This window comes from Frateuria sp. sgz306004 (genome assembly GCF_057750885.1).
Genome location: NZ_JBYLFE010000003.1, coordinates 181,197 through 204,449, shown reverse-complemented (window position 1 = coordinate 204,449; position 23,253 = coordinate 181,197). Strand labels below are relative to the sequence as shown.

Genomic DNA, 23,253 nt, shown 5'->3' with positions numbered 1-23,253 from the left:
CAACGGCGCGCGGGATCGTACGATCATGGGGTGTACTCTATTTCAAACACTTCAGCCAATGCCTCGCGCATGGTACGCGCAGAAAAGTGGGACTCAGCATAGCGAACCCCGGCGGTCGCCAACGAGTACCAAGTGTCTTCAATTGTGAGCAGCTCGACCAAAGCTGCAGCGATGGCATCTTCCTGATCAGCCACGCGCGCCACACGCGCAAGGTCGATGAGCCCTTGCGCCCCTACAGAAGTGGTTACCAACGGAAGCCCCTGCTGCAGCGCCTCTACAACCTTAGACTTAATACCTGCGCCATAGCGAAGTGGCACAACAGCCACGCGACATTTGCTGTAGAAATCGAACAGTACGGAATCTTCAACAAAACCTGTAACAACGACTCGCCCGCGCGCAAGCGCCTCGACGCGAGCGGTGGGATTCGAGCCAACGAGATACAGGCGCGCATCAGGCACAAGCTCCAGAACCTTCGGGAAAATCGATTCTGCAAGCCAGATGGCAGCGTCTTCATTGGGCGGATGTCCAAACCCCGCCACGAACAAGATATCGGAGCGCTCTTCCGGCGGCCGACCAGATCCGCCAAAGTCGTCGTAGCAGTACGCTTGAACTGCACGACCATTGACACTGGGCTCAAGCGCCCGGACCACATCTACCTCTTCCATGGACGGGTAGAGCACAACGTCACTTTGTCGCCACAGGGAGCGCTCAATCTCCTCGATCTCAGCCGCCTCTTGCAGGCACTTAGGATCGCCCGTTACGTCGAAGCGCTGTTGTAACCGAGCAAAATGCAGATCATGCCCGTAGTACGCAATACGTGCGCGCGGCGCAAAGGTCTTAATGGCCTCGATGAATTGAATGGAAATATGAGGACGACTCAGCAGCACTCGATCAATGTTACCGTCCGCCTCTTGCAGGTAACGCGCGAAACCATCCACCCACTCGGGTCCGTAGATGACCTCGACGCCCATTGCCTGCAGTGCAGGGGCGTAGGTGGTGTCACGCCAGAGATTCTCGGGCCAGAATTTTACTGAACATCCAAGCGCACACAATTGGCGAATGAACTGCAACATAGTCCGCGAGCCCGCATCGCGATCGGGCTGAGGAACGTAGTGATCCACGACAAGAACCACTGGCTTATTGCGCGAACGCTCTCTCGCACGAAATACGTTCTGCGCATTTGAGTAGTGTTCTTTCTCCAGCACCTCACGCCAGCGCTCAACGAACTTCTTCTGGTTCTCTACTTGATATGCCTTGATACCGGAAGTTTCATCGGTCCCGTGCGAAATGCCTTCATAGTGAATCACCGTTGAAAACGGTGTGTAGTAAACCTTTAGCCCATTCGCTCGGACCTTGAATGCGAGATCTGAGTCTTCGCAGTAGGCTGGCGCGTAAAGCTCATCAAAGCGACCAAGCTTCTCAAACAAGCTGGCCCTAATGAGCAGTGACGCACCTGAGCAATAATCCGTTTCGCGCACGTAATTGAAGCGCGGCTCCTCTGGATTACCAAGCCGACCGAAGTTCCATCCTGAAGCATCGCTCCAAATGATCCCGCCCGCCTCTTGGAGCCGGCCATCCGGATAGACGAGCTTTGAACCGACCATGCCGCAGTCTTCAAAGCGCTCAAACACGTCAAACATCGCGTCCAGCCATCCCCGAGTTACGCGAGTATCGTTGTTCAGGAAGTAGACAAATTCGCCGCGACCAAGTGTTGCCGCTCGATTGCATGAGCGGATGAACCCGAGATTTTGCGGGTTTACTTCATATCGCAACCCGGGAACATGGCGCAGGAGGTGGATGTCCTCGTCGCCGGAGGCATCCTCCATCACCAGCACTTCAAATTCGCAAGCTGGTGCGTTTTCCATGATTGACCGTAGGCACGCAGCGGTGTAATCGAGGCGACCATACGTGGGAATAATGATAGTGACCTGGGGATGAGCGAACTCCGGAAATTCAATTCCCTCGATCATTGAATGCGGCGCAGCATTCCCCATTTGCGAAGCCGGCTCTTGAGCGGGCAGGCGCGGTATCGCTTCAGAGTTAGAGATATGCTTACGCGCGAGCTTACGCGCAGGAGCCATGATCCTGGACCGCGCCAGTGGCGCGCGCCTAAGGGAGTCGACCACACCCGACCAGTCGCCACGCAAAAAACGCGCCGCAAATCTCAAGGGTTTGGTGATTTTCCAAGAACGGGATGAAGTGAGCGCCTGGTTCTCGACACGATACCGACGCAATTCTTCCGCGAGAACCAATGCACGTTCGCGCGACTGACTTTCTGACAATTCCAGCTTGTCAAGCATGACGCGCTGAGCATTAGCGCGCTCCTCCAGGCCCGCGAGGTGGTCCCGAAGCGAGAGGTTCTCCCGCCGAAACTGCGCAATTTCATCTATCAGCGTATCATGCCGTTCGATTAGGCTGGCGTTCTTATCGGTGCTGTCACTAAGGTAGGCCTGCCCAAGCAAATTCACCCCTAAGCGGTCGAGCTTACGCTCGAGCTCCTTTGCCCAATTTTCCACGTCCTTGCGTCCCTGTTCCAACTCGGAAACCGTTTTCAGTGTAGCCTGAATCTGAGTATGCGCAAGATTTAACCTATTCTCGCGCTCGAGCAATTCCATATCCATATCTCTAAGCTGGACGCGAGATATGGTGAGCTCCCTGTCAGCCCGAGCGTAACGCACTTCCAGATCAGCAAGTTTTTGCGATGCTTCAATGCTTCGGCTATTGGCCTCTTCGTAAGAAGTGCTAATCGCTGAAAAGCGATCAACAACTGAGGCTAGTTCGCGCTGAATGGCATGAGCCTGGTGCTCCCACTGCCCCCTTTCTGTCGACACGAGCTCGATCATCGCCTGGGCGCCAGACAACTCCCTCCTCACACCCGCCAGTTTTGCAGTTAGGGTATCGACGAGGTGCGCCACTTCCGGCGCAATCTGCTCCCCCGCTCTGAGGATGCCGGCGTCCACCTCGCCATCCGCCCGAATGATCTGTGCGGACCAATTGCTCAACGCTTGCTTCGCTGCCAGCAGCTCGTCGAGACGTTGATCAGCAGCGAACAACTGCGCCTCGACGTCACGTAGCCGGCCAGCATCCTCCTGTATCCTCGCCGCAACGGCGGAAAGTTCCGTAACGCTATCCGCCAATTGACCAGCTTGAACATCGTCAACAGACGAGCGGGAAGCAAGCTTGGCGAGATGCGCCAATAGTGCATCGTGAGTAGCTCGCAGCTCTTCCAGTTGACGATCTAGGCCGGTTGCCCACTGGGCAATGCCCTCATGCTCCTGAACGAGCCGCCCATATTTTTCTCTTGTCGCAGAAAGCTGGGCATCGATTCGCTTTGCCCATTGGGCAATATCATGGTGATGGTTGTAGAGGTCCTCTACCTCGGAAAAGAACACTGATGGCGGCAGATTGGGCAAATCAGTGTCGGCACCAGTCGCAATAGCAATGAAGTACACGGGATCAAACAAGCGTACGGAGCGCTCAACAACCTGTTCGCCGAGATCCGTGAATGCTTGAACGACGCCTCGAGCATCGTCCTCAGCAACAGGGGCGACAGCAGATCCAACAGCCAATCGCTGGCCGTAGTAACGCACCTTCTCAAACCGCTCGCGAAGCAGGTCGTCGAGCTCGCCAAAGTCGAGCTCCTTAACATGAAATTCGTTGTGATGACCCGATTTATCCGAATAAACCGGTCGATTTGGCGATGAGATGACCAGCACCCCATGCGGACGAAGCACGCGCCGAATCTCGGAAATCATTTCTACGTGTTGATCGTGATGCTCGATTGTCTCGAAGGAGACCACGAGGTCCACACTTTCGTCCGGTAGCGGTATGGCTGCAGCGCTGCCAACCAGATATCGGAGATTTGCGGTGCCCGCATATGCGCGCTTGGCGTGCTCAACTGCTTCCTGCGAGATATCCACACCCACCACGGTCGCCGCGCTTTCCGCAAGCATGGCGCTGCCGTAGCCTTCGCCACACGCTATATCCAGCACGGACTTCCCCGCTGCCAAACTTCTGCACCATGCATATCGATGCAAGTGCTCGTGTCGGATCTCTCCGGACTCCGTCGGAATAAAGCGCTCGCCTGTAAATTCCATGCCTTAGCCCTCCAAACGCTTCAATTCAACGGAGAGCATGGGAATACCGACGAGACCATGCCGCATCGTGCTTTCGCTTGCTCGGAATGTCAGCGCATCATGAATCCAATGCTGTTGCGTATGATCGTCTTGCGAGCCACTGGCCAGTGCCACATCTACGGTGTAGTCGCCCGTTGGGAGAATAGGCATCCGAAAGCGGAAATCCGCTCGAAGTCGCTCGTTGGCGTCAGAGGAAATTGGTGCGTTGATCGTCGATAGATAGGTATTGTCACCAAACAGACGCTGACCAAGGCGATCCTTGACATAAAAACCAAGAATCGGGCCATCAAGACGCTTAAATACGTTCGCCTCGATCGACAAACGGACGACATCACCACCCAGCACGAGCTGAGCATCCCGTCCTTCGCTATCCTGAAGTCCTACATTCACGATCTCAGCCGCTCCTGCGCCGAACGCGGCCCCCATCTGCTCTGGATCGAACTCGAACACCTCCACTCGGTTACGCGCACCGCCTGCAGATAAGGCAGCATGGCGGCCGTCAACGACGTCGTCGACCTTAAGCAGCTCGCTGGCATTTCCAGCGCTAACAACCTGGCTCGATGCCTGCTGCACAACCTTCGCAAGGTTAACCGCCACCGCATGACCAGCTGCGGCGCGATCCGCGGCATGCTGCGCCGCTAGATATGCCTCGACCACATCACGCGTCACCCCGTCCATGACCAACTCACCACGGTCAAGCCACACTGCACGGTCGCAGAGATTGGTAACTGCGCCGGTATCGTGACTAACGAACAACAGCGTTCCGCGCTTCTGAAAATCTCGAAGGAAACGCATGCACTTTTGGGTAAACCGGATATCACCAACGCTTAGTGCTTCGTCGATTACTAAGGTATCAGCGTCCACATGGGCGGCAATAGAGAACGCCAATCGTACGTACATACCGCTTGAATAGGTCTTGACAGGCTGCTTGATGAAGTCCCCGATATCCGCGAATGCCAAGATGGAGTCAAATCGCTTGCGCAACTCGACCTCGGAAATGCCATACAGCAGTCCGCTCAAATAGACGTTCTCTTCGCCCGTGAATTCTGGATTGAATCCAGCCCCAAGCTCCAAGAGAGCAGCTATACGACCAAAGGTCCGCACCTCTCCCTCAGTAGGATGAAGCGTGCCGCAGATCATCTGCAAAAGCGTTGACTTGCCTGAGCCGTTGCGACCAATGATGCCAACGGTTTCGCCTCGGCGGACGCTGAAACTGACATCACGTAGCGCCCAGAATTCGCGGTGGTACTTTAGATGGTGCTTTCCCACCAGGCGCCCCATGCGGGGAAAGATCATCTGTTTGAGCCGATCGGAAGGTTGGGCGTAGATGTCGTATTTCTTTCCCAAAGACGCCACCGAGATCGTGAGTTCTTCAGAGGACATCGGCAAAACCCTTACGTGTGCGCTCAAACCAAGCAAATGACAGCCAGGCGAAGAAGCAGGCTGCGACGGTGTAGATGGCCAACATGCTCCAATCGGGAGCGCGCCCCCAGATCAAGACATCTCGCGATGCCTCGACAATCACCGTAAGTGGATTCAGATACAACAAAGGCCGGTATGGCTCTGGAATCATTTCTTTGGCATAAAAAATTGGCGCAAGAAACATCATCATTACCGTAATGATGCCAATGGCGTGCTTTAGATCACGCAGGAATACACCCAACGACGAAAGCAACCAGATCAGCCCCGCGATGTATGGCAGGAACGCAGCTACCACTAGTGGAAAGTAGATAGCTGTCCAAGGCAACGTGCCTCGCACGACTAGTCCAAAAGCCAGCAGCACGATCGTCGATATCAACAGATGAAACAACGCCGACCCCATCGTGCTCCATGAAAGGGTTTCGAGGGGAAACACGATTTTCTTTACAAAATTTCGGTTTTCTATGATCAGCGTCGGCGCGCGCGTAGCGCACTCCTGAAAGAATGTATTGATGTTGAGGCCCGCAAACAGCACCACAGCAAATTCAAACTGACCACCGTTCTGGCCTGCCCAGCGAGACTTGAATACGTAACCGAAAACAAACGTATAGACTCCAAGCATGAGCAAGGGGTTGAAGAACGACCAGAGCAGTCCTATGTACGAGCCACGGTACCGCCCAATTACGTCACGACGCGCCATTTGCACAATGAGATGATAGTGGCGAGCGAGCGCCTTATATGGCGAGACTGGATCAATCAGTCGGTACATCGAATTCATGCGCTTCCAATGGCGTCAATATACTGAATGGAATTCGACGGGCGCCGCGTAGCACCCGCCAGTCAACCCTTTTCCCAGGGACATTTCAGCTGAGCGCGTTCGCCAGCTCATTACGCAGGTCATCAACGTTCTCGACACCAACAGAGAGTCGGATAAGCGAATCACTGATACCTAGCTTCTTGCGATTCGCCAGAGGCACTGATGCGTGCGTCATGATTGCGGGGTGTTCGATGAGGCTCTCCACACCACCAAGCGATTCGGCCAGCGCGAACAATTCGCAGCGCTCAAGCGCTCGCCTTGCTTTGCGTAAGCCACCCTTCACCTCGACGCTGATAATGCCGCCAAAACCTTCCATCTGACGCCGCGCCAGCGCATGTTGAGGGTGACTCTTGAGGCCAGGATAGATGACTCGTTCCACCGCAGGATGCCCCTCCAGCCACTGCGCAAGGATCATGGCATTCTCACAATGTGCCTTCATGCGTAAGTGCAAGGTCTTCAGGCCGCGCATAGCGAGGAACGCATCGAACGGACCGGCGACCGCTCCGACGGAGTTCTGCAAAAACGCCATCTGCTCTGCGAGCTCCTTGGCCCGCGCCACAACAATTCCTCCCACCATGTCCGAATGACCGTTGAGGTATTTGGTAGCTGAATGCAATACCAAATCCGCACCGCTCTCGAAGGGGCGCTGAATGATCGGCGAGCAGAACGTATTGTCCACTACCAAAATTAAGCCATGCTTCTTTGCAAATTCGGCGACCCTTGCCAGGTCCACGAGCTTAAGCATCGGATTGGTCGGGGTTTCGGCCCAAATCATCCGCGTATTAGGGCGCAAGGCTGCCTTTAGGGCCGCAACGTCATTAAGGTCAACGAATGTGAAATCCAGCCCTGCCGATCGACGTCGCACCCTCTCGAAAAGCCGATAGCTGCCACCATAGAGATCGTCCATGGCAATGACGTGGCTTCCAGAATCGAGCAGGTCTAGCACAGTGGCTGCGGCTGCCAAACCGGAGCCGAAGGCAAATCCGGCCTCACCACCTTCCAGGGCAGCAACACATCGCTCATAGGCCATGCGGGTGGGATTCTGGGTGCGAGAGTACTCAAATCCTTTGTGCTTGCCAGGACTCTCTTGCACGTAGGTCGACGTAGCATAAATTGGGGTCATGATCGCCCCGGTCGAAGGATCAGGCTGCTGACCGGCATGAATAGCCAAGGTCCCAAGCCCAAGTTTGGGCAGTCCACTGCCACTCTTCTTAGATTTGGCCATATGTACCACGCCCCGTCCGGCTGAGTTAAACCGATATCTTACCCGGCATCGCGGGCTCAGCCGAACCTTTCGCCGCCTCCATTCAGCTACACCCGGCAGTGTGCGCAAGGCGCACTCGACACACTGGATCAACGGTTGAGGCACAGATAAACACACCAATCTTCAAACGATCGTTTGAAAATTACTTCCATGCCAACGCCGCGACACATGAAACGTTTCACTCTCTATCGTGAAGCCTTTCCTTAAACTGTCGCAATGACTCAATCCCCTATTCTCATCCATTACCACATCTTCAAAAATGCCGGCACGAGCGTCGATGCCAGCCTCAAGCGGAGCTTTGGGGACCGCTGGAGCCCCTATGAGGGAACGCACGCGCACGACGTACAAACATCGGACCAATTGGCCCGCTTTATTTCCCAAGCCCCTCATTTGCGAGCTATTTCCAGCCACCTGGCCCGCCCCCCGCTACCTCACGCAAACTGTCTGCCCATAGTATTCATCCGGCACCCCTTGCTTCGCGCTTACTCCGTCTACCAATTCACGCGCAATGACCCTAGCCAGCCGTTTTCCAAGGTCGCCCAGGATCTCGGCTTTCCGGGTTACATCCATTGGGTATTGAAGGAAGAGCCGGGCAGCATTGTGATTCGCGACTACCAAGTGGTGCATCTCTCCGATGCCTCCTGGCGTTGCGGGCACATTCTGGAAGCACGCGCCCAGGAAAACGACCTGCGCCAAGCCTGCCGGCTACTTGACCAATGGGGCATGGCTGGCGTGGTAGAGCAATTCGAACGCTCCGTTGATGCTTACCAGGCGCGCTATGCGCCGCTGCTCCCCGAGCTTCAGCTCTGGCACAACCGAGAGAACGCCTCCGAAGTTAAGCCCACACCGATTGACGATCGGCTGCGACAACTTGGCGAGATGCTAGGGCCGGCCCTTCAGCGGCGATTTATGGCAGCAAATGCACTCGATTTGGCCCTATACAAGCATGCATGTGCGCTACTTGATGCCGCAGAGTCCCCTTTACGGCACTCCCCGCCCCCCCCCCCAAAAACCGAACCCGGCAGTCGCCCAAACAGCCGCTTCGGTGGGGCATAACTTGGTATGCAGCCTTAAGTACAGGCATCATTGACTGAATGTGTGCCGGTTCTCCGCCACATCCCTTCGGACCTTGAACTTAATGGATGCATTTCATGGCTAGCACTCACCCTGGATTCTCGACGCTACTGGTGACGGGCGGCGCAGGTTTTATCGGCGCCAATTTTGTCTTACAGGCGCTGGCTGAGGGCAACAAGGTCATCAATCTCGACAAACTGACCTACGCGGGCAACCTCGATACGCTCAGCTCTGTGCGTGACAATCCCAACCATGTATTCGTCCAGGGCGATATTGGCGACCGCGAACTGGTAAGCCAGTTGCTTGAGGCCCACAAGCCCCAAGCCATCGTGAATTTCGCGGCGGAATCCCACGTGGACCGCTCCATTGACGGTCCGGCCGCCTTCGTTGAGACCAACGTCGTGGGCACGCTTGGATTGCTCGAGTGCGCCCGTGACTACTGGCGTTCGCTGGACCAGGCCGACGCGCAGGCTTTTCGATTCCTGCACGTCTCGACCGACGAGGTCTACGGCTCCCTTGGTGCCGAAGGCAAATTCACGGAGGAAACGGCATACGCGCCCAACTCCCCGTACTCCGCATCCAAGGCAGCGTCGGACCATCTGGTGCGCGCATTCCATCATACTTATGGTTTGCCGACGCTGACCACCAACTGCTCGAACAACTACGGTCCATTCCAGTTCCCCGAGAAGCTCATTCCGCTGATCATCCAAAAGGCCTTGGCAGGCGAGCCGCTTCCCGTGTACGGCGACGGCCTGAATATTCGCGACTGGCTTTTCGTCGGCGATCATTGCAGTGCCATCGCCCGCGTGCTGGCCGCAGGACGGGTTGGCGAGACCTATAACGTTGGCGGAAACGCCGAGCGTGAAAACATCACCGTGGTGAAGACCATCTGCGCCCTGCTGGATCAACATCAGCCACTGGCCGACGGTCGCGCGCGCGAGTCCCTTATCACCTACGTTAAAGACCGCCCCGGCCACGATCGCCGCTATGCCATCGACGCAAGCAAGCTGCAGGGTGAGCTTGGCTGGTCGCCCTCGCAAACGTTCGAAACGGGCATTGCGCAGACGGTCAACTGGTTCCTGGCCAACCAGGCATGGGTTCAGCGCGTCTTGGATGGCAGCTATCGCATGGAGCGCCTTGGTTCATGAGCACGCAGAAGGGCATCATCCTCGCCGGAGGTTCCGGCACTCGCCTGTACCCCATTACCCAGGCCGTAAGCAAGCAACTGCTGCCTGTTTACGACAAGCCGATGGTGTACTACCCGCTCGCCACCTTGATGTTAGCGGGGGTACGGCAGATCCTCATGATCAACACGCCACACGAGCAGGCCTTGTTCCAGCGCCTGCTTGGCGACGGGTCGCAGTGGGGCATCGACATCCAGTACGCGGTGCAACCCTCCCCGGATGGCCTGGCTCAGGCGTTCATCATCGGCCGTGAGTTCGTTGGTAACGATCCGAGTTGCCTCGTACTTGGCGACAACATCTTTTATGGCGTAGGACTCACAGAACGCCTTAAACGCGCGGCCACGCGGGAAACTGGCGCCACTGTCTTTGGGTATTGGGTGCGCGACCCTGAGCGCTACGGCGTGGCGGAGTTCGACGCGGAGGGTCGCGTCATTGGCCTTGAGGAAAAGCCTGCTCAGCCAAAATCGCACTATGCGGTAACGGGACTGTACTTCTATGACAATCGGGCCTGCGATTTTGCAGCGGACCTCAAGCCTTCGCCGCGTGGTGAGCTGGAGATCACCGACCTCAATGCGTGCTATCTGCAGGACGGCTCACTTCACCTTGAACAATTGGGTCGCGGATTTGCATGGCTGGATACCGGCACACACGAATCGCTGATGGAAGCGGGCAACTACATTGAGACGATCGAGAATCGACAGGGACTGAAGGTTTGCTGCCCTGAAGAGATCGCCTACATCAACGGCTGGATAGACGCGGAGCAGGTACTGCGCGCAGCCGCTCCTTTGGCCAAGACCGGCTACGGTCAGTATTTGCAGAACCTAGTCGCGCAGGGTCACGTTCGATGAAAGTTTTAGAAACCGTGCTGCCGGGCGCCCTGGTCATTGAACCCCAGGCCTTTGGCGATGCGCGCGGCTTTTTCTACGAGAGCTACAACAAGGCACGTTTTGAAGAGGCCGGCATCGGCGCGGAGTTCGTGCAGTCAAACGTCTCGCGTTCTGCCCGCGGTGTATTGCGCGGATTGCACTATCAGTGGCCAAACCCCCAGGGCAAGCTGGTCAGCGTCCTTGAAGGCGAAGTGTTTGACGTTGCCCTTGACATCCGCCGTGGCTCGCCCACGTTTGGCCAGTGGGCCGGGGTAATGCTCACCGCGGAAAATCACCGGCATTTCTGGATACCGGAGGGCTTTGCCCACGGTTTCTGCGTTCTTTCCGATTTTGCGACGTTCACCTACCAGTGCACCGCGCTCTATGACCGCGAAGCAGATGCCGGACTTCGCTGGAATGATCCCGATCTGGGTATCGATTGGCCGCTGAGTGCGCCGTTGCTGTCGGACAAGGACAACAAGGCCCCGCTGCTGAAGGACGTCCCGCTCCATCGCTTGCCGGAATGGACCCCGTGAAGGTCCTGCTGCTCGGAAGCAATGGTCAGCTGGGTCGAACTTTCCTCCAGCAGGGAAGTCTGTCGCGCAACTACACCCTTTATGCTGCGTGCCGAGATGGCCAGCTCATTGAGGGCGGGAAGGGCGAAACAGGCGACCTCGCCGACCCAGTGGGACTGCTGCGTCTACTCGCGACGTTGCAGCCAGACGTAATCATCAATGCCGCCGCCTACACCGCCGTCGACAGGGCCGAACAAGAGGAATCCCTGGCCCACATGGTCAATGCAGTTGCGGTACGCGAGATCGCTCGCTGGGCACACGACCACCACGCTCTGGTAGTGCACTATTCGACCGACTATGTGTTTGATGGCCAGGCCAATACGCCCTATGCCGTCGATGCGCCCACCGCTCCGCTTGGAGCTTATGGACGCAGCAAACTGGCCGGTGAGCAAGCCCTGGCCGCAAGCGGTGCTTCGTACCTCAATTTCCGCACAGCCTGGGTCTACGCCGCGCATGGCCAGAATTTTCTGCGGACCATGTTACGACTAGGCGCTGAGCGTGATGAATTGCGCGTAGTGGCGGACCAGATCGGAGCCCCCACCAGTACGGATCTAATCGTCGCAGGTACGCTGGCTGCGCTTGACCGTTGGCAAGCCACGCCGAGCAAACTCCAGCCCGCGCTACTGGGCACTCATCACCTGGTCGCCAGCGGCCAAACAACTTGGCACGGCTTCGCCCAAGCGATCTTCGCAGGTGCGCAGGCGCGGGGGCTGATCGCCCGCCAACCTACGGTGCACGCCATCAGTACCGCTGAGTTCCCAACGCCCGCCAAGCGCCCGGCCTACTCCGTGCTAGACAATTATGGATTCCAGGCCAGTGTTGGCATGACGCTTCCGAACTGGAAGGATGGCCTGGAACACGTACTGGACTCTCTGGCTCAATCCCATCCGGTGTAACCGATATGTTGACTCCCCTGATCCTCAGTGGTGGCAGCGGCACGCGGCTTTGGCCCGTGTCGCGCAAGAACCTGCCTAAGCAATTCCTCTCACTGATGGGACAGGGAACATTATTCCAGCAGACTGTCGCGCGCACCCAACTGCTGCCGGATGTGGCAGCGCCGATTGTAGTTGCCAGCGACGATCACCGCTTCCTGGCGGCTGAGCAGTTGCTGGAGTCGGGCATTCGTGATGCCACGATCATCCTGGAACCACTACCTCGCAACACCGCACCCGCCATTGCGCTGGGCGCCCTACGCGCCGTACAGAAAAGCCCGGATGCCGTCTTGCTGGTGTTGCCGGCTGACCACCTGATTGGCGATACGCAAAGCTTCCAGGCAGCCGTGGAAAAGGCCATGCCCGCTGCGCAGGAGGGATGGCTGGTGACTTTCGGCATCCGCCCTGATCGCCCGGAAACGGGCTTTGGCTATATCCGGCGCGGCGAAGCTCTAGATGGCAATGCATTTCGCGTGGCCAAGTTCGTCGAGAAGCCGGCACTGGAAACCGCACAATCGTACTTGAAGGAAGGCTGCTACGACTGGAACTCGGGGATGTTCCTGTTCAAGGCGAGCCGGTACCTTGAAGAGCTGGCATCTCACGCGCCAGGCATGTTGCAGGCAGTAAAAGCGGCACATGCAGCCGCTACCACCGATCTCGATTTTGTTCGGATCTCCTCCGACGCCTTTGCCAAGGTGCCTGAGGATTCGATCGATTACGCGGTCATGGAAAAGACCCAGAGGGCCGCAGTAATTCCCGTGGCTTGCGCTTGGAGCGACATTGGATCATGGTCCGCTCTATGGCTGGCGGGAGCTCGCGATGCAGATGGCAACATTCGTGAAGGCGACACGATTGCTGTAAATACCACTCACTCGCTTCTACGCTCCCATGAACGTCACCTACTCGCTACCGTTGGGGTAGAGAATCTGATCGTGGTAACCACGCCGGATGCAACCTTGGTGGCGCACCGGGATGCCGCCCAGGACGTGAAGCTGGTGGTTGAGCAACTTAAGGCAGCCGGTCGCACCGAGCACTCTTTCCACCGCGTGGTACGCCGCCCATGGGGCAGCTACGACTCACTGGAATCGGGGGAGCGTTTTCAGGTCAAGCGCATCATAGTCAAGCCAGGCGCGTCATTGAGTCTACAAAAACACCATCACCGTGCCGAGCATTGGATCGTGGTGTCGGGAACCGCTGAGGTCACTTGTGACGATCGCGTGTTCCTGCTCGGTGAAAACCAGAGCACCTACATTCCCTTGGGCAGCGTTCATCGACTGCGCAACCCCGGCAAAGTGCCCCTTGAAATCATTGAGGTGCAATCCGGGAGCTACTTGGGTGAAGATGACATTGTTCGCCTCGAAGACGTCTATGGACGTTCCTGAGGCTTGTCAATGGTCCCACAAAAAAGGCCGCGCAACTGCGCGGCCTTTTTTGTGGGATAAGACGCTGCTATTCCACCGTCACCGACTTCGCCAAATTGCGCGGTTGATCCACATCAGTGCCGCGCAGCACGGCGACGTGATATGCCAACAGCTGCAATGGCACAGTGAACACGGCGGGAGCAATGAAGTCACCGCCGCCGTCGATGCGCAGGGTGACACCGCGGGCGTTGTTGCCTTCCAGGCAGGCCTCGCCATCGGCAAACACCAACAGCTCGCCGCCGCGTGCGCGCACTTCCTGCAGGTTGGACTTGAGCTTGTCCAGCAGCGGGCCGCTCGGTGCCACGGCGATCACCGGCATGTCCTCGTCCACCAGCGCCAATGGGCCATGCTTGAGCTCGCCGGCCGGATAGGCCTCTGCATGGATGTACGAGATTTCCTTGAGCTTGAGCGAACCCTCCAACGCGACGGGATAGTGCGCGCCGCGGCCAAGGAACAGGGCGTGCTGGCGATGGATCAGGTGCGCGGCCAGTTCAATCACCTGCGGTTCGAGCTTGAGCGCGCCCTCGATCGCCCGGGGCAGGTGCTGCAATTGCGCGCACAGATCCACATAGCGCGCGTGATCCAGCCCGCGCTGCTGCGCCAGGTGCAGGGTCAGCAGCGCCAGCGCGGTGAGCTGGGTGGTAAATGCCTTGGTGGATGCCACGCCGATTTCCGGACCCGCGCGCGTCATCAGCTTGAGGTCGGACTCTCGTACCACGGAGGATTCCGGCACGTTGCAGATCGCCAGCGTGCCCAGATAACCACGACGACGCGACTCGCGCATTGCTGCGAGGGTGTCGGCGGTTTCACCGGACTGCGAGATCGCGACGAACAGCGTGCCATCCGGCACCACCGCTTCGCGATAACGATATTCACTCGCCACTTCCACCGACACCGGCAGGCGTGCGTACTCCTCTATCCAGTACTTGGCCACCATGCCAGCGTGATAGCTAGTGCCGCAGGCAATGATGTGGATGCCGCGCACGCGCGAGAGCAGTTCATCGCCATCCACGCCAAAGATGTTGGGCAGCACGCCATGCGGACCAATGCGCGCTTCGAGCGTGGCCGCAACAGCGTTGGGCTGCTCGAAGATTTCCTTCTGCATGTAGTGACGATACTCACCACGCTCCACGGCGTCGGCCGAAAGTTCGCTCTCGTGCGTGGCGCGCTCCACGCGCTGGCCGTCGATGCCGTAGATGGTTACGCCGTCGCGTGTGATCTCCACCACGTCGTCTTCTTCGAGGTAGATGATCTTGTTGGTGACCTGGATCAGCGCCTGCGCATCCGAACCCAGGAAGTGTTCGCCAATGCCCACGCCCACCAGCAGCGGCGCACCATGGCGCGCGCCGACGACCCGACCTGGTTCCTTTTGGCTGACCACGGCAATGGCATACGCACCTTCCAGCTCGCGCACAGTGGCGAGCACCGCCTCGCGCAGGCCCAGGCCCGATTCCACGTGCTCATTGATGAGCGCAGCCATAACTTCGGTGTCGGTTTCGGAAGTGAATACGTGGCCTCGCGCCTGCAGGTCCGCGCGCAGGCTGGCGTAGTTCTCGATGATGCCGTTGTGCACCAGTGCGACACTGCCAGCCACATGCGGATGTGCATTCGCTTCGTTTGGTACGCCGTGAGTGGCCCAACGCGTGTGCGCAATACCGGTACCACCCGGGAATGGATGAGCCAGATAGAGCGATTCCATCTCGCGCACTTTGCCCTTGGCGCGAACGCGGTGAATGGCACCATGATCGAGCACGGCGAGACCGGCCGAGTCGTAGCCGCGGTATTCGAGCGCTTTGAGGCCTGCGATCAGCAGGGGCGCCACATCACGTTGAGCGGCAGCGGCAACGATTCCACACATGGGTGTTACTCCTTAAGAAACAGGCGCGACTGCATGCGCCGCAAACGACGACTTTGTCGGCGCCCTATTTCAACAAACTTTCATGACCATCGACGGGCAAGCTGATGGTCCATCCTGGGTGCCGGGCAAGCCCGGATCAATGCACCTTGCGACGTAGATAATTCAGCAGGTCGATGCGGGTGATCAGGCCGAGGAACTGCTCGCCATCCACCACGATCGCCACATGTCCACGCTCAAAGACAGGCAGCAGCGACTGAATGGGCGAGCGCACGTCCAGCATCTGCAGGTTGGTGATCATGGCCGTAGACACCGAATCGCGGAACCGGGTTTCGTCGGCATGCACATGCAGCAGCACGTCCGATTCATCCAGGATGCCGACCAGGCGATTGCCGTCCATCACCGGCAGCTGGGACACGTCGTACAGCTTCATGCGCGTATAGGCGGTCATCAGCAGTTCGCCAGGACCCACCACCACCGTGTCGCGCTGGGCAAACGGGCGCAGCAGCAGATCGCGCAGGTCGCCATGTTGTTCGCGCTCGATGAAGCCGTTGTCGAGCATCCAGTAGTCGTTGTACATCTTCGACAGGTACTTGTTGCCCGTGTCGCACACCAGCGTCACCACCCGCTTGGGCGTGGTCTGTTCGCGGCAGTAGCGCAGCGCTGCCGCCAGTAGGGTGCCGGTGGACGAGCCACCCAGGATGCCTTCCTTCGCCAGCAGCTCGCGCGCGGCCAGGAAGCTCTCCTTGTCGGGAACCGCATACGCCTTCTTCACCCGGGTGAAGTCGCTGATGCTGGGCAGGAAATCCTCGCCAATGCCTTCCACCATCCAGCTGCCGGACTTGGTGGAGAGCGTGCCCTCGTTGATGTACTGCGCGAGGATCGAACCCACCGGGTCAGCCAGCACGAAATCCGTGTTGGGCGAGTGCTCGGCGAAGAATTTGGACAAGCCGCTCAAGGTGCCCGACGAACCGCAGCCCACCACGATGGCGTCTACCTTGCCATCGAGCTGCTCGAGGATCTCCGGGCCGGTGGTGGCAATGTGCGCCGCCGGGTTGTCGGGGTTGCCGAACTGGTTGATGAAGTACGCGCCCGGGGTTTCGCGCGCGATGCGCTCGGCCATGTCCTGGTAGTACTCCGGGTGACCCTTGGCCACGTCCGAACGGGTCAACACCACTTCGGCGCCCATCGCCTTGAGGTTGAAGATCTTCTCCCGGCTCATCTTGTCCGGCACCACCAGGATCAGGCGGTAGCCTTTCTGCTGTGCCACCAGGGCCAGGCCCAGGCCGGTGTTGCCGGCAGTACCTTCCACCAGCGTGTCGCCCGGGCGAATCTTGCCGGCACGCTCGGCGCCTTCGATCATCGAGAGGCCGATACGATCTTTGATGGAGCCGCCGGGGTTGGCACTTTCCAGCTTGAGGAACAACTCACACGGTCCAACGTCCAGACGCTGCGCGCGTACCATCGGGGTACGTCCGATCAGTTCGAGGACACTCTGGTGGACCGTCATGGGGACTCCTTGCTGTGGGCTCCCGCGGGCGCTAGCCGCAAGATTGGACAAGGATGATACCCGAGCCACGCTGACGCCTACCGGAAAAGCGGCGGCCCCGGAAACCTTCCCTGGGCGGGAGGTGCCGGGGCCGCGATCATGCGAAACCTCGCAGATTCAGTTGATGTGATGCGCTCGGCTATCCCACATGCGCTGGAGTCGCTCCTTGGCGTGGAGCTTCTCCTTCTTCATGCCCGAAAGGGTCATGTCATCGATGGGAAGCACGCCAATTTCGGCGTCGTGCACCTTGCTGTCGAGCTCCTGATGGTGCTGGTAGAGCCGACGAAACTCCGCGTCGGCCTTCATCAAAGCTTCGACATCATCACGCTGCTGGTTTTCGAACATGATTCAACCTCCTCTGGAGAGAACGGCGTGCACCTGGGAAGGGCACACGCGGACGCCAAATCGCAGGCACGCACCCGCGATCCATGCCGCGCAAGCGGACCATGGACATCGATGTAAGGGAGGGATGCGCGCATGATTCAGGTCAGTGACCCAGGCGGCGAAGTTGCCCCCTGGGAATTTGACCCTACTCCCCCGGAAGTGGTCATGCAAGCGTCACGGAAGGCCTATGAGAAATCTCAAGGCTGTCATGGAAAAGCCTGCCAAAACAGTATTTTAGTCGATACCAACGGCGCGGTAGCGCAAATCAAACAAGGCCGCTCGCCCGTAGCTCATGCGCACCAAAAACAAAGGCCACCCAAGAAGCGGGGCGGCCTTTGGTGATGATCACAGCGCGGCGTCGGGCGGCCTACTTGCCCTGGTCCTTGGTATCGCTGTTGGTGTCCTGCATCTGGGCACGCAGGGCGCGCGCCGCCTGTGCAGCAAGATCCGCCTGCTTCTTGGCCGCATTGGCCACCTTGGCCTGTGCCGCAGCCACCTTCTTGGCCTGATCGGCCTCGGCCTGTGCCTGGGCGGCGGCTTCGGCGCCGGCTGCCAATTGGCGGGCGGACTCCTCCTGCGCCATCTGGTACTGCAGGCGCTGACGTTCCAGCTCGCGACGGGCCTGCTCGGCCTCGCGCCGGCTGCCATCCAGTTGGATCTGGTCGTGTTCGCGGTCGAGCTTGCCGATCTGCAATTGAGCCTGCTGGAGCTGGGCCGTGGCACGGGCCAGATCCACACGACGCTCGGCGATGTACAGCGCGTGGGCGCGGTCACGAGAGCGCGCCTGGGCGAGCTGATTCACGGCATCACGGGCACGCGCTTGTTCAGCCTGCGCGTATGCACCCAGGGACGGATCACTGGAGAGCTGATCCAGGCTGTTGGTGAGACGAGCCACGTCCATGTCGTCCTTGGCGTGGACGGCACCGGCGGCGGCTACGGCCAAGCAAAGGGCGGCAATGCGAAGGGTTACGGATTTCATGGGCTGCCTCCCTGGTCATTGTGCGACTGGGGAACGGTCTGGTCGTTGTTCTGCGGAATGGTTTGGAAGCCCTGCCCCTGCGGGATGGCTTCGTTGAGCGACGACGATGGCGGCGCAGGCATGTCGTTCGTCGGCTGCTGGGCCGGCAGGCTGCTGTCCTGCGTCTGGGACTGCTGCTCGGTGGCCAGGGCCTGGTCGATCTGCTCGCGCAACTGCTGGTTGGCAGCGGTCTTGCTCTGGATCTGTGCACGCGCGGACGCCAGGCGCGCCTTGGCGCGGGCGAGCTCGGCATCGGCGCGAGCCTCGTCCGCCAGCAGGGCCGCGTCGTCGTACTTGCGGTTGGCCATGGCGTTCTGGGCCTGCATGAACTTGTTCTGGGCAAAGCCCAGGTCCACCGGGGCGTAATCGGCCGCGTCGGCATCACGGGCCGCGCGCAGTTGCATCTGCGCCTGATTCATGGGCCCGTCCGGCGGCGGCGTGGAGGCGCAGCCGGCCAAAGCCAGCGTCATCGCCAGCGTCAGGGTTGTAACCACCGTGCGCAGGCCAGCTTGGCGGCCCGACAGTGGGGTAAAGATGTGCACCATCACTCAGTCCTCTCGGAGTGTCGCAGCGTATTGTGGGCGGGCATAATCGACTTTAGCAATGCGCACGGAATTAGGGGATTCGAGTGGACATCGGTTATTTCCTCAAGCTAATGGTTGACAAGGGCGCGTCGGATATGTTCCTGACGACGGGCGCCCCTGTGAACATCAAGGTCGAGGGCAAACTCTACCCGCTGGGGAACACCGGCCTGCCGAGCGGCATGGTCAAGAAGATCGCCTATTCGCTGATGGATGAGGGCCAGGTACCGCAGTTCGAGCGCGACCTGGAGCTGAACATGGCCCTGGCGGTGAAGGAGGCCGGGCGCTTCCGCATCAACGTGTTCAAGCAGCGCGGCGAAGTGGGCATGGTCATCCGTGCCATCAAGAGCGAAATTCCCAGCATCGACCAGCTGCAGCTGCCCAGCATCTTCCGCGAGCTGATCATGGAACCGCGCGGGCTGATCCTGGTGGTCGGCGCCACCGGTTCGGGCAAGTCCACCACGCTGGCGGCGATGATCGATCACCGCAACCAGAACTCTTCGGGCCACATCCTCACCATCGAGGACCCGATCGAGTACCTGCATCGCCACAAGAAGTCGATCGTCAACCAGCGCGAAGTGGGCCTGGACACGCACAGCTATCACGAAGCCCTGCGCAACGCGATGCGCGAGGCGCCCGACGTGATCATGATTGGCGAGATCCGCGACACCGACACCATGGAGGCGGCCATTGCCTTCTCCGAAACCGGCCATTTGTGTCTGGCCACCCTGCACTCGAACAACGCCGACCAGACGTTGGAGCGCATCCTGAACTTCTTCCCGGAATCGGCCCACAAGAATGTGCTGATGAACCTGGCGCTCAACCTGCGCGCGGTGATCAGCCAGCGCCTGGTGGTGGGCAAGGACGGGCGCCGCCTGCCGGCGGTGGAGGTGCTGCTCAACACGCCGCTGATCCGCGACATGATCCGCCGCGGCCAGGTGCACGACATCAAGGAAGCGATGGACCGCAGCCTGCAGGAAGGCATGCAGACCTTCGACCAGTCGCTGTACCGGCTGTACAAGGAAGGCCGCGTGGAGCTGGACGAAGCGCTCAACAAGGCCGATTCCCGCGACGGCCTGGCGCTCAAGGTGCGCCTCACCGAGGGCGGCAACGCGGAAAACAACGAACTGGTCGGCAACGACCCTTACGGCCTGGGCTTCTAAGTACGCGTCAGGCGGCGGGGCGTGTACTGCTCCGCGCGCCCCGTACCCAGCCGATGCTCAGCACCCAGCGGGTGCCCTCCTCGATGCGGGTCACGCTGTGCTCTTCCACATCGGGCCGGAACAGCTTGATGCGCCGACTGGCGTGGATCGGCCGCTGGCACACGAACTCCCCACCCCGCCGTGCAGGACGCAGGATGATGTTCAATCGGTAGTGCCGCCCCTGTGCCACCTGGTCGGTATGGGCGGGCACGGCCGTCCCCGGCGGAAATCGCAGCAGATAGCAGTCACATGGGATAGGCCAGAGCAGGCCGCCGAGCAGCAGCTTGTCGTATCCCGTGCCCTGGCGACCCTTTTGCCAACGCCATGGCAGCTTCCATGCGCTTGCCATGCCAGAGTCAGGCCGTTGCGGGCGCGTCGGCCTGCGCTTCCGGCGCGGCTCGCTGGAAGGCTTCCAGCGCCTCGCACGCCTGGTGAATGCGGTGAATGGTGGGAAAGTCGTCCAGTGGCAGCTTCCAGCGGATGGCGTTGTAGACCTGTGGCACCAGGCAGGCATCGGCCAGCGTCGGCGCATCGCCATGGCAGAAGCGCCCGGTGTCCACATGCCCAGCCAGCATGGTCTCCAGCGCGCGCAGACCCTCGCCGATCCAATGGCGCGACCACACGCCCTTGGCGGCATCGTCCAGGCCGAACTGCGTACTGAGGTACTGCAACACCCGCAGATTGCCCAACGGATGCACGTCGCAGGCTACGAGCTGAGCCAGCGCACGCACCCGCGCACGGCCGGCCGGGTCGGCGGGCAGCAGGGCTGGCGCGGGGTGGGTGTCTTCGAGGTACTCCATGATGGCCATGGACTGGGTCAACACCCGTCCGTTCTCCACCAGACAGGGCACCAGCTCCTGCGGGTTAAGCGCCTGGAACTCGGGCGCGTGCTGCTCACCGCCGTTGTTTACCAGGTGCACCGGACGCGACTCATAGGACAGGCCCTTGAGGTTCAGCGCAATGCGCACGCGATAGGCGGCGCTGGAGCGCCAGTAGCCGTACAACACCCGATCCTGGCCCATGGCCGTGTCCTCGTGGGGAAATAGCAACGGCCTAGGATACCTGCCATGCGGTTTGCATCGCTGCCGACCGGGCGGGACAATAACGGGTTCGCGCCGCAAGGCGCCCTTCCACGAATCCCAAGCTAGGAGTTGCACCGTGTCCGTCACCCGCATGAGCGATCTTGATCTGCGCGGCAAGCGCGTGCTGATCCGCGAAGACCTGAACGTGCCGATCGAGAACGGGCACATCACCTCCACCCAGCGCCTGGAAGCGGCCCTGCCCACGCTCAAGGCGGCGCGCGACGCTGGCGCCAAGGTCATGGTGTTGTCGCACCTGGGGCGTCCGAAGGAAGGCCAGTTCGACGCCGAATCCTCGCTGGCGCCCGTCGCCAAGTGGCTGAGCGACAAGCTGGGCCAGCCGGTGCGCCTGGTGGCTGACTATCTCGGCGGCGTCGACGTGGCCGATGGCGAGGTCGTCGTGCTGGAGAACTGCCGCATGAACGTGGGCGAAGGCAAGGACGACGAGGCGCTTTCCAAGAAGTACGCCGCGCTGTGCGACATCTTCGTCATGGACGCCTTCGGCACCGCGCATCGCGCCCAGGCATCCACCCATGGCGTGATCAAGTTCGCGCCGATTGCCGCCGCTGGCCCCCTGCTGTCGGCCGAGTTGGACGCCCTGGGCAAGGCCCTGGAAAGCCCCGCCCGCCCGCTGCTAGCCATCGTGGCCGGCTCCAAGGTGTCCACCAAGCTCACCCTGCTGGAGAACCTGATCGGCAAGGTGGATCAGCTCATCGTGGGCGGCGGCATCGCCAACACCTTCATTGCTGCCATGGGCTACTCGGTCGGCAACTCGCTGTACGAGCCGGACCTCATCCCGGCCGCCAAGAAGGTGATCGCCGAAGCCAAGCGTCGCGACGCCGACGTGCCGGTGCCGGTGGACGTGGTGGTCGCACCGGAGTTCTCCGCGCACGCCCCCGCCACGGTCAAGGCGGTGGATGAGGTCAAGGACGGCGAGCTGATCCTGGACATCGGCCCCGCAACCGCCCGCCGCTACGCCGAGATGATCGCCAAGGCCGGTACCGTGGTGTGGAACGGCCCCGTGGGCGTGTTCGAATTCGACGCCTTCGGCCATGGCACCGAAACGCTGGCCCGCGCGGTGGCCGCCTCGCCGGCGTTCTCCATCGCTGGTGGCGGCGACACCCTGGCCGCGGTGGACAAGTACGGCATCGAAAAGGATGTTTCGTACATCTCCACCGGCGGTGGTGCCTTCCTCGAATTCCTGGAAGGCAAGGAGCTCCCGGCCGTGGCGGCCCTCAAGGCGCGAGCGGGCAAGTAATGCTTTGCCTGTTCGACCTTGATGGCACCCTGATCGACTCGGAGATCGGCATCTTGGGCTGCGTCCGCCATGCGCTGACGCAGCTCGGCGTGGAACACCCCACCGAGATGCGCCACTGGATCGGCCCACCGCTGCGCCACAGCTTTGCGCCGCTGCTGGACCACGACCACGATCGCATCGAGCAGGCGGTTGAGCTGTATCACGAGCGTTTCCACGTGACCGGCTGGCGCGAGCACTCGGTGTACCCGGGCATCGAAACCATGATCGGCCAACTCAAGGCGGCTGGTCATGAATTGGCCGTGCTCACCAGCAAGCCAGAGCGCCACGCCCGCCCGATCATCGAGCAGTTGCCCTTCGGCCAGGCCTTTAGCCGACTGTACGGGCCCGATCCGTCCAGCCCGCATAGCGAGAAGGCCAGCATGATCGCCGCCGCGCTCGCCGATTTCGGCGCGCCGCGCGAGCGCGCGGTGATGATCGGCGATCGTCATTTCGACATCGATGGCGCTGTGGCGAACCAGGTCCGCGGCATCGGCGTGCTGTGGGGCTTTGGCAGCCGCGAGGAGCTGGAAAAGGCCGGTGCGCATGCGCTTGCCACCACGCCCGAGCAACTGGGCGCGCTGCTCGTTGCCTGATACAGGT

At 60.0% G+C, this 23,253-nt stretch carries 21 protein-coding genes; 10 read left to right on the top strand and 11 right to left on the bottom strand.

The features are described from left to right. Positions 1–23 precede the first annotated feature (23 nt). From AC3G2C_RS07175 to AC3G2C_RS07160, 4 genes are all read right to left on the bottom strand, one after another. Positions 24–4,097 carry a methyltransferase domain-containing protein gene (locus AC3G2C_RS07175; protein WP_488383945.1) on the bottom strand — a complete coding sequence of 1,358 codons (4,074 nt, stop codon included), beginning with the start codon at positions 4,095–4,097 and terminating at the stop codon, positions 24–26. Between the two features lie 3 nt (positions 4,098–4,100). After that, complete coding sequence (locus tag AC3G2C_RS07170; protein WP_488383944.1) at positions 4,101–5,519, bottom strand: ABC transporter ATP-binding protein; 1,419 nt, start codon at positions 5,517–5,519, stop codon at positions 4,101–4,103. After that, positions 5,509–6,333 carry an ABC transporter permease gene (locus AC3G2C_RS07165; RefSeq protein WP_488383943.1) on the bottom strand — a complete coding sequence of 275 codons (825 nt, stop codon included), beginning with the start codon at positions 6,331–6,333 and terminating at the stop codon, positions 5,509–5,511. Before AC3G2C_RS07165 ends, AC3G2C_RS07170 begins: the two co-directional genes overlap by 11 nt. A gap of 85 nt (positions 6,334–6,418) precedes the next feature. Next, complete coding sequence (locus tag AC3G2C_RS07160; protein WP_488383942.1) at positions 6,419–7,597, bottom strand: trans-sulfuration enzyme family protein; 1,179 nt, start codon at positions 7,595–7,597, stop codon at positions 6,419–6,421. 255 nt (positions 7,598–7,852) lie between these two features. On the opposite strand from AC3G2C_RS07160, the gene AC3G2C_RS07155 reads away from it, so the two are divergent. The 6 genes from AC3G2C_RS07155 (at position 7,853) to AC3G2C_RS07130 (ending at position 13,649) form a co-directional block, all read left to right on the top strand. Next, positions 7,853–8,692, top strand: a complete 840-nt coding sequence (locus AC3G2C_RS07155) for a sulfotransferase family 2 domain-containing protein (RefSeq protein WP_488383941.1) — start codon at positions 7,853–7,855, stop codon at positions 8,690–8,692. A 95-nt stretch (positions 8,693–8,787) separates the two neighbouring features. Beyond that, entirely contained in the window at positions 8,788–9,858 is a 1,071-nt protein-coding gene (gene rfbB / locus AC3G2C_RS07150; RefSeq protein ID WP_488383940.1) for a dTDP-glucose 4,6-dehydratase, read from the top strand. Next, complete coding sequence (rfbA, locus tag AC3G2C_RS07145; protein WP_488383939.1) at positions 9,855–10,742, top strand: glucose-1-phosphate thymidylyltransferase RfbA; 888 nt, start codon at positions 9,855–9,857, stop codon at positions 10,740–10,742. The genes rfbB and rfbA overlap by 4 nt, the downstream gene beginning before the upstream one ends. Continuing rightward, positions 10,739–11,296 (top strand): dTDP-4-dehydrorhamnose 3,5-epimerase, encoded by a 558-nt coding sequence (gene rfbC, locus AC3G2C_RS07140; protein ID WP_488383938.1) that lies wholly within the window; start codon positions 10,739–10,741, stop codon positions 11,294–11,296. Before rfbA ends, rfbC begins: the two co-directional genes overlap by 4 nt. Further along, complete coding sequence (gene rfbD, locus AC3G2C_RS07135) at positions 11,293–12,231, top strand: dTDP-4-dehydrorhamnose reductase (RefSeq protein ID WP_488383937.1); 939 nt, start codon at positions 11,293–11,295, stop codon at positions 12,229–12,231. The genes rfbC and rfbD overlap by 4 nt, the downstream gene beginning before the upstream one ends. Before the next feature lie 5 nt (positions 12,232–12,236). Further along, positions 12,237–13,649 (top strand): mannose-1-phosphate guanylyltransferase/mannose-6-phosphate isomerase, encoded by a 1,413-nt coding sequence (locus tag AC3G2C_RS07130; protein ID WP_488383936.1) that lies wholly within the window; start codon positions 12,237–12,239, stop codon positions 13,647–13,649. A gap of 67 nt (positions 13,650–13,716) precedes the next feature. Here the strand turns inward: AC3G2C_RS07130 and glmS are convergent, their stop codons facing one another. From glmS to AC3G2C_RS07115, 3 genes are all read right to left on the bottom strand, one after another. Next, positions 13,717–15,546 carry a glutamine--fructose-6-phosphate transaminase (isomerizing) gene (glmS, locus tag AC3G2C_RS07125; RefSeq protein ID WP_488383935.1) on the bottom strand — a complete coding sequence of 610 codons (1,830 nt, stop codon included), beginning with the start codon at positions 15,544–15,546 and terminating at the stop codon, positions 13,717–13,719. 136 nt (positions 15,547–15,682) lie between these two features. Next, complete coding sequence (locus AC3G2C_RS07120) at positions 15,683–17,053, bottom strand: pyridoxal-phosphate dependent enzyme (RefSeq protein WP_488383934.1); 1,371 nt, start codon at positions 17,051–17,053, stop codon at positions 15,683–15,685. Between the two features lie 156 nt (positions 17,054–17,209). After that, positions 17,210–17,437 carry an HP1242/YdcH family protein gene (locus tag AC3G2C_RS07115; protein ID WP_488383933.1) on the bottom strand — a complete coding sequence of 76 codons (228 nt, stop codon included), beginning with the start codon at positions 17,435–17,437 and terminating at the stop codon, positions 17,210–17,212. A gap of 132 nt (positions 17,438–17,569) precedes the next feature. On the opposite strand from AC3G2C_RS07115, the gene AC3G2C_RS07110 reads away from it, so the two are divergent. Then, complete coding sequence (locus AC3G2C_RS07110; RefSeq protein WP_488383932.1) at positions 17,570–17,818, top strand: hypothetical protein; 249 nt, start codon at positions 17,570–17,572, stop codon at positions 17,816–17,818. Between the two features lie 25 nt (positions 17,819–17,843). Here the strand turns inward: AC3G2C_RS07110 and AC3G2C_RS07105 are convergent, their stop codons facing one another. Then, on the bottom strand, positions 17,844–18,455 hold the full coding sequence (locus AC3G2C_RS07105) for a hypothetical protein (protein WP_488383931.1): 612 nt from the start codon (positions 18,453–18,455) through the stop codon (positions 17,844–17,846). Continuing rightward, positions 18,452–19,039, bottom strand: a complete 588-nt coding sequence (locus tag AC3G2C_RS07100) for a DUF4398 domain-containing protein (RefSeq protein ID WP_488383930.1) — start codon at positions 19,037–19,039, stop codon at positions 18,452–18,454. Before AC3G2C_RS07100 ends, AC3G2C_RS07105 begins: the two co-directional genes overlap by 4 nt. Positions 19,040–19,122: 83 nt before the next feature. Between AC3G2C_RS07100 and AC3G2C_RS07095 the strand changes: the two genes are divergently transcribed. Then, the gene (locus AC3G2C_RS07095) at positions 19,123–20,238 is read left to right on the top strand and encodes a PilT/PilU family type 4a pilus ATPase (protein ID WP_488383929.1); all 1,116 of its coding nucleotides are present in this window, start codon (positions 19,123–19,125) and stop codon (positions 20,236–20,238) included. A gap of 7 nt (positions 20,239–20,245) precedes the next feature. Here the strand turns inward: AC3G2C_RS07095 and AC3G2C_RS07090 are convergent, their stop codons facing one another. After that, positions 20,246–20,626, bottom strand: coding sequence for a hypothetical protein (locus tag AC3G2C_RS07090; RefSeq protein WP_488383928.1), 381 nt, complete (start codon positions 20,624–20,626; stop codon positions 20,246–20,248). 7 nt (positions 20,627–20,633) lie between these two features. Beyond that, positions 20,634–21,299, bottom strand: coding sequence for a maleylacetoacetate isomerase (gene maiA / locus AC3G2C_RS07085; protein WP_488383927.1), 666 nt, complete (start codon positions 21,297–21,299; stop codon positions 20,634–20,636). 136 nt (positions 21,300–21,435) lie between these two features. Between maiA and AC3G2C_RS07080 the strand changes: the two genes are divergently transcribed. After that, a complete protein-coding gene (locus tag AC3G2C_RS07080) occupies positions 21,436–22,614 on the top strand; it encodes a phosphoglycerate kinase (RefSeq protein WP_488383926.1) in 1,179 nt (392 codons plus the stop codon). Further along, positions 22,614–23,246, top strand: coding sequence for an HAD hydrolase-like protein (locus AC3G2C_RS07075; RefSeq protein WP_488383925.1), 633 nt, complete (start codon positions 22,614–22,616; stop codon positions 23,244–23,246). The genes AC3G2C_RS07080 and AC3G2C_RS07075 overlap by 1 nt, the downstream gene beginning before the upstream one ends. The last annotated feature ends 7 nt before the right edge of the window (positions 23,247–23,253 follow it).